This window comes from Aeromonas sp. QDB68 (assembly GCF_027707405.1).
In the GTDB taxonomy this organism is placed as follows: Bacteria; Pseudomonadota; Gammaproteobacteria; order Enterobacterales; family Aeromonadaceae; genus Aeromonas; species Aeromonas caviae.
Genome location: NZ_JAPCIQ010000144.1, coordinates 1 through 6473, shown reverse-complemented (window position 1 = coordinate 6473; position 6473 = coordinate 1). Strand labels below are relative to the sequence as shown.

Sequence of the window (6473 nt, the reverse complement as noted above, 5' to 3'; positions counted from 1 at the left end):
AAAGCTCACCGGGCCGCTCTGGCTCCAGTCCAGCGCCTGCACCTGGATCCTCCCCTGCGCCCCCGCCTTCGTGGTCACGTCAAAGACAAACATGGCACCTCCCGATCGGCAAAGGGTTGATGATGACCCATCCCCGGGACGGGTGCAAAGGCCAATCGCCTTTTCATGGCCCATGGCGGCCATAAAAAAACCGGCCCCCCGAAGGGGGCCGGTTCATCACAATCCGGCAGGACGGCAGACTCAGGCGTCCAGTTCCACCAGCGCCTTGGCCAGCTCGATGGGCTCGAGTTCCTGGCCTTCCAGATCGGCGTTCCAGTTCGGGCCGACCAGCACGTCGTCCTCGTCCAGATCGTTGATCCAGATGTCCAGGAACTCTTCGAGCTCGATCACTTCCGGCTCGTAATCCGCCCACTCGTCCACGCAGTGCAGGCGGGCATCCCCTTCGGCGGACCAGAGCGGCATCACGTCCGCATCTTCGAACTCGGCGGAGCGGCACACCACCCAGTCTTCACCGTAGCGCAGACCCCACACCTGACCCGACTCGCGGACTTCTTCGATGAACAGCTGGAAATTGGCGTCAAGATTGTCAGTTAGTTTGCTCATGGGGTCTCTCTCTTGCAAAGCAATGGCAGGCTGTCGGCCAGGGCTGGCCGAGAATGGGGCAGATGGTGTCCCAAAAGCCCCCCAGACTCAAGCCTTATCCCGAAAAAGCGGGGATAAAGGCCGTCAGATGCGATATTTCGCCACCAGGGCCCCCAGCTCGTCGCAGGCCAGCGCCAGTTGCCCGGATGCCTGCTCGGTCAGCCGGTTCTGGGCCAGGGCATCCGCCGCCAGTTGGGTGATGGCCACCAGCCGCTGGTTGATCTCCTCCGCCGCCCGGCTCTGCTCCGCCGCCGCCGTGGCAATCTGCCCATTCATGGCAGTAATGGTGTGGACGGATCCATCGATGGCATTGATGGCGACATCCGCATCGCCGGCCCTGTCCGCCGTCGCGCGGGAGAGCTGCTGCAACTGGCTGATACCGCTGACCACCTTGCCGGCCCCCTCCTGCAGCCGCTGGATCATCTGCCGGATCTCGTCGGTGGAGCTGTGGGTGCGGGTCGCCAGGGTACGCACCTCATCGGCGACCACCGCAAAGCCGCGCCCCTGCTCCCCGGCCCGTGCCGCTTCAATGGCGGCGTTGAGGGCCAGCAGGTTGGTCTGCTCCGCCACCCCGCGAATGACGTCGAGCACGGAGCCAATCTGCTGAGTCTCCTGCTCGAGGCGGCTCACCGCCTGTACCGTCTCCACCATCTCGTCCGCCAACTGGCTGATGGACTCCCGGGTCTGGACCACCACCTCGCGGCCATGCTGGGCCAGATTGAGGGCCGAATCCGCCGCGTCGGCGGCCTGGGCCGCGTGCTGGCCCACTTCGCGGCTGCTCACCGTCATCTGCTCCATGGCGCTGGCCACCCGCAGGGTATCCTGCTCCTGGCCGGTGACGATGGCGCCGGTACGCTCCACCACCTCGGCCAGCTGGTGGGCATGCACCCGGTTCTGATCCGCTATCTGCTGGCTGCGGGCCACCAGCTGCGCCATCTGGCTGGCGAAGAGGTTGAAGTTGATGCTGAGCTGGCTCAGCTCGTCACGCCCAGACTCCGGCAGACGTACCCGCAGATCCCCCTCCCCCCTGGCGATGTTGCCAAGGGCCGAGACCGAGCGGGAGAGGGGCACGACGATGCTGCGCACAATGAGGCCGACCACGGCAAACAGCAGGAGGGCCAGCACCAGCCCTATCCCCAGCAGGGTGTGCAGCACCTCCCGGTACTGGGCCTCGACGTCGTCCACATAGACGCCGGTACCGATGATCCAGTCCCAGGGGGCGAAGCGCTTGATGTAGGAGATCTTGCGTACCGGCTCGTCAACCCCCGGCTTGGGCCAGTAGTAGGCCACCTCCCCCGCGCCCTGGGCCCGCGCCAGATCGGCGAAGGCGACGAACAGCCTGAGCCCCTGCTTGTCCTCCACCCCGGAGAGATCCTTGCCGTCCAGCTCGGGTTTCATGGGGTGCATCACCATGGTGGGGTGGCTGTCGTTGATCCAGAAGTAGTCATCGTTGCCGTAACGCAACCCCTTGATCAGCGCCAGCGCCTCGGCCTTGGCGCTCGCCTCGTCCAGCTCCCCCTTGCGTACCCTGGCTTCCAGCCCCGCCACCAGGCTGAAGGCGGTCTCTACCTGAGCCTGGGTCTGGCGGCTCTTCTCCCCCATCAGCCCCTGCTGATAGATCTGCAGGCAGAAGAACAGCAGCAGTCCCAGCAGCGCCAGCACCATCAGGGTCACCAGCGACAGACGCCGACCGATACTCCATTGTCTCAACATACCCTCGCCCCGCAGCAGCTACATATCCTTAACACAAGGTATGCCGCCGCGACGCGGGCTGTCCACGATGTCAGCAAAAGCGATGCCAAAAACATGATCCAGCCCCAAAAACAAGAAAGGGTGCCCAGTGGCACCCTTTCTCGTGGTCGACAGGAAGAGGTATCACCGCTCCCAGTACACCTCTTCCAGGCTGTCTTCCTTCTCCGGCAACCCGCGGGAGAGGCGCGGGCTGCTCTGGGCCAGCACCTCGTAGCTCACCCGGTTGGCGTACTTGCACACCTGGGCCAGAGAGGAGTAGGTCAGGAATTCCGAGAGATGCTTGGCGGAGTTCGGCACGTTCATGCGGTGATAGGCGTTCGCCACCATGTCGTGCAGCACGGCGGACAGCGCCCCGTCCCCTGCCCCGTTGGTGTTCTTTATCTTCTCCGGGCCGCCCATGTAGGGGGAGATGTGGGAGTAGATACGCGCAGGCTTGCGGCACTTGTCCCGGGCCATGGGGCGGCTGAACTCGTACATGTTGAATTCGGGGATGACGCCGGGCAGCAGGGTGTGGGTGGTCTCGCGCTTGTAGTCCTCGTCGGTGTAGCTCGCCATGTAGAGGCCGATGGGGCCGGCGGTGCAGAGCACCATGTCCGCCCAGTCCAGCGCCTTGTCGGCCGCGCCGAGGGGATCCTTTATCCCGGTCAGGGCCTCCGCCTCGTCCTCGTTCATGGCGAGCACGGTCACGTTCTCGCTGATGAAATCGCGCCACCACTGGGGATTCTCGTCGATGACGAAGCGGGTGCCCAGGGTCAGCACCACGGGCACCCCGGCCTCACGGGCATAGCGCACCGCGGCCATGGCGGCCTCCTTCATGGGGGTGCCGTCGGCGCCGCGCACCAGGTAGGCGGTGATCACCAGGGCCGAGGCCTCCTTGATGATGGTCTCGGGGATGTGGTCCACATCCAGGTGATCCATCTTGCCGGCGTTGATGCCAAAGCTGCGCTCTCCCCCTTCGGTGATGAAGGTGAAGCAGCGCCCGACCGGGCCGTCCACCGGCTGCAGGTAGTCGAGGTTGACCCGGGAGGAGGTGTTGCACAGATAGCGGTAGGCATAGCTGCCGATGCGGATGTCCTGGCTCATGACGCCAAGCAGGATGGAGTGGGAGTCCGCCAGCACGGAATAGTTGTGCATGGTGTTGCCGATGGTGCCGCCGGCAAATTCGCTCACCACCATGTTGTTGGCCTTGAGCTCGTCGTAGACCAGCTCCGCCACCTCGTCGGAGATGAGCATGGAGTGGCCCTTGCTCAGGCCGTACCGGTTCAGGAAGTCTTCGTCCACATGGGCTTCGATATCCACCAGAGTCTGATCGATGCCCACTACATAGGCCTTGCCCAGTTCGGTGAGCTGGGAATTCTGCGGGATCAGGGGATCACGTCTGTCGACCGGGAAGTAGTGTTTGGACTTGCGCTGACCGGGAAATTTCATGGCAATCTTCTGTGCTCTGGGGAAAAGAGGGGCGGGATTTTAACACAATCCACCACGCCGAAAAGTCGCACGATTGAATTTTGAGGTCAGTATAGACAAGGGTTTACGAGGAAAACGTTTGACTTGGCTACCACAAAAAACCACCCCGTGGCGGGGTGGTGTTGCGGGATGACATTCAGCTTGCCGAGAGCCCCTGCACCAGGGCCAGCACCGAGAAAATTCCCAGCGACAGCCAGAAGAAGAGGGTGCCGAAGAGGCGCGGCATGTTGGGAGCCCTGGGGATCTGGATGCCGATGGCATGCAGGATGCGCCCCACCAGCAGCAGCACACCGCCCAGGTGCAGCCAGAGCGCCCCGACCCCCGCCAGTTCGCACAGTGCCATCAGCAGCAGGGTGAGGGGCACGTACTCGGCAAAGTTGCCGTGGGCGCGGATCGCGGCCAGCATCTCGGGGGCTTCCCCCTCCCCTATCATCACCCTGAACTGGGCGCGGCGCTTGACCACCCAGAAGGAGAGCAGCAGGAACAAGAGCCCGAGCAGGCCGGCGTAAATCAGCGTGATATGCATCATCAGGACACTCCTTTATCGTTGAATCCGAACGTCCGCCACGTCGGGCACCGGATGAGAACGGCCATCATGCCAGCTCGCGACAGATGAGGGAAACCATCATGCGGATATGGGCCTGATCGCTGTTGAGGGCCGGGATGTATTCAAACTGCTCGCCACCGGCGGCCATGAAGATCTCCCGGTTCTGCACCTGGATCTCCTCCAGGGTCTCGAGGCAATCCGCCGAAAAGGCCGGGCAGATGACATCCAGCCGCTTGACGCCGCGAGAGGGCAATTCGCCCACGGTCAGGTCCGTGTAGGGCTTGAGCCACTCCTCCTTGCCAAAGCGGGACTGGAAGCTCGCGGTCCACTGCTCCGGGGCCAGCCCCAGCGCCTCCGCCAGCAGGGCGGCGGTGCGCCTGCACTGATGACCATAGGGATCCCCTTCCCGCTCGTAGCGCTCGGGAATGCCGTGGAAGGACATCAGCAGATGCTCCCCCTGGCCGTGCTGCTCCCAGTGGCGACGCACGCTCATGGCCAGCGCCTGGATGTACTCCGGGTGGGCATGGTAATCGCGGATGAGCCGCACCACCGGCAGATTGCGCTCGGTTTTCATCGCCCTGGCCCAGGCGTCGAACACCGAGGCGGTGGTGCTGACCGAATACTGGGGATAGAGCGGCAGCAGGATCACCCGGTTGACCCCCTGGGCCTTGAGGGCCTGCCAGCCATCGGCCAGCGACGGGGCGCCATAGGTCATGGCGAGCGCCACCGGCACCTCGACCCCTTCCCTCTTGAGCTCGTGCTCCAGGGCCGCGCGCTGCTGCTGGCTGATGACCATCAGGGGGGAGCCCTGCTCGGTCCACACCTGCTGATAGAGCTTGGCCACCTTGGGGGAGCGGGTCGGCAGGATGATGAAATGAAGCAGGGGGCACCAGAGGTAGCGCGGCAGGTCGACGACCCGCTGATCGTGCAGAAACTGGCTGAGAAACGCCTTGACCGCCGCCGTGGTCGGCGCGGCCGGGGTACCCAGATTGACCAGCAAGATCCCGGTTTTCGTGGTCACGTTAGCATCCTGTCGTTCTGTGTCGTGGGAATGGAATGCAAGAAAGGGCCCGGTATGGACCCTTTTCTCACTCTCGTAGCCAGCCGGCGAACGGCTGCGTCCTGCCGGCCCTGAATGGCTTAACCGAGAATGGCGGCCAGTTGCTGGCTGACCAGATCCACCGGCTGGGTGCCGTCGATCTTGACGTAACGGGTGTTACCCGCTTCCGCTTCTTTGCCGTAGAAACCGATGAGCGGCGCGGTCTGCTGATGGTAGACATCCAGACGCTTGCGCACTGTGGTCTCTTCGTCGTCGGCACGGATCACCAGATCCTCGCCGGTCACGTCATCCTTGCCTTCCACTTTCGGCGGGTTGAACACCACGTGGTAGGTACGGCCGGAGCCGGAGTGCACGCGGCGGCCGCTCATGCGCTTGACGATCTCTTCGTCCGGCACGTCGAACTCCAGCACGAAGTCCACGGTCACACCGGCATCCTTCATGGCTTGCGCCTGGGGAATGGTGCGGGGGAAGCCGTCCAGCAGGAAGCCGTTGGCGCAATCCGGTTGCGCGATGCGTTCTTTGACCAGGCCGATGATGATGTCGTCGGAGACGAGCTGACCTGCGTCCATCACGGCTTTGGCCTTGAGGCCCAGCTCGGTACCCGCCTTGATCGCCGCACGCAGCATGTCGCCGGTGGAGATCTGCGGAATACCGTGTTTTTCCATGATGAACTGAGCCTGGGTACCCTTGCCGGCGCCCGGAGCTCCCAACAGAACAATGCGCATACACGCTCCTAGTTGATTGGTTATTCAATTCTTGAGAAGGCAAAAAACTACACGTTTTCGCCCGTATTAACAAGCTCGCCCCGTGTGAGTGGCCAGATTATCACCACACTCCCGCCAAGTCTCTGCGACCAAAGACGCAGACGACGACCACGAAAAATGATTGAAAATGCAGCAGCGCACCAGAGGGGAACGGCCAAAAAAAAGGCTATGTCCCAATTACGTGTTGCATGGGGCGCCCCAGCGCCTCATGCAAGCAACGTGGTACATTCACTTCCCGCCC

At 63.2% G+C, this 6473-nt stretch carries 6 protein-coding genes; all 6 read right to left on the bottom strand.

Features of this window, described 5'->3' with window-relative positions:
* Window positions 1–240: 240 nt before the first annotated feature.
* The 6 genes from PG892_RS21090 to adk all read right to left on the bottom strand — a co-directional run bounded on the left by PG892_RS21090 (window position 241) and on the right by adk (window position 6193).
* A complete protein-coding gene (locus PG892_RS21090; RefSeq protein ID WP_010674427.1) occupies window positions 241–603 on the bottom strand; it encodes a DUF2750 domain-containing protein in 363 nt (120 codons plus the stop codon).
* 123 nt (window positions 604–726) lie between these two features.
* Window positions 727–2355 carry a methyl-accepting chemotaxis protein gene (locus PG892_RS21085; RefSeq protein ID WP_223915558.1) on the bottom strand — a complete coding sequence of 543 codons (1629 nt, stop codon included), beginning with the start codon at window positions 2353–2355 and terminating at the stop codon, window positions 727–729.
* Between the two features lie 162 nt (window positions 2356–2517).
* Window positions 2518–3822, bottom strand: coding sequence for an inosine/guanosine kinase (locus tag PG892_RS21080; RefSeq protein WP_010674425.1), 1305 nt, complete (start codon window positions 3820–3822; stop codon window positions 2518–2520).
* 175 nt (window positions 3823–3997) lie between these two features.
* The gene (locus PG892_RS21075; RefSeq protein ID WP_010674424.1) at window positions 3998–4390 is read right to left on the bottom strand and encodes an MAPEG family protein; all 393 of its coding nucleotides are present in this window, start codon (window positions 4388–4390) and stop codon (window positions 3998–4000) included.
* Window positions 4391–4454: 64 nt separating this feature from the next.
* A complete protein-coding gene (hemH, locus tag PG892_RS21070; RefSeq protein ID WP_042017278.1) occupies window positions 4455–5429 on the bottom strand; it encodes a ferrochelatase in 975 nt (324 codons plus the stop codon).
* Window positions 5430–5548: 119 nt separating this feature from the next.
* Window positions 5549–6193: an adenylate kinase gene (gene adk / locus PG892_RS21065; RefSeq protein ID WP_010674422.1), complete on the bottom strand. Its 645-nt coding sequence runs from the start codon at window positions 6191–6193 to the stop codon at window positions 5549–5551.
* Between the last annotated feature and the right edge of the window lie 280 nt (window positions 6194–6473).

Coding starts and splice junctions, on each gene's coding strand:
- PG892_RS21080 (WP_010674425.1), bottom strand. CDS start 3,822: ATGAAATTTCCCGGTCAGCGCAAGTCCAAACACTACTTCCCGGTCGAC.
- adk (WP_010674422.1), bottom strand. CDS start 6,193: ATGCGCATTGTTCTGTTGGGAGCTCCGGGCGCCGGCAAGGGTACCCAG.
- PG892_RS21075 (WP_010674424.1), bottom strand. CDS start 4,390: ATGATGCATATCACGCTGATTTACGCCGGCCTGCTCGGGCTCTTGTTC.
- PG892_RS21090 (WP_010674427.1), bottom strand. CDS start 603: ATGAGCAAACTAACTGACAATCTTGACGCCAATTTCCAGCTGTTCATC.
- PG892_RS21085 (WP_223915558.1), bottom strand. CDS start 2,355: ATGTTGAGACAATGGAGTATCGGTCGGCGTCTGTCGCTGGTGACCCTG.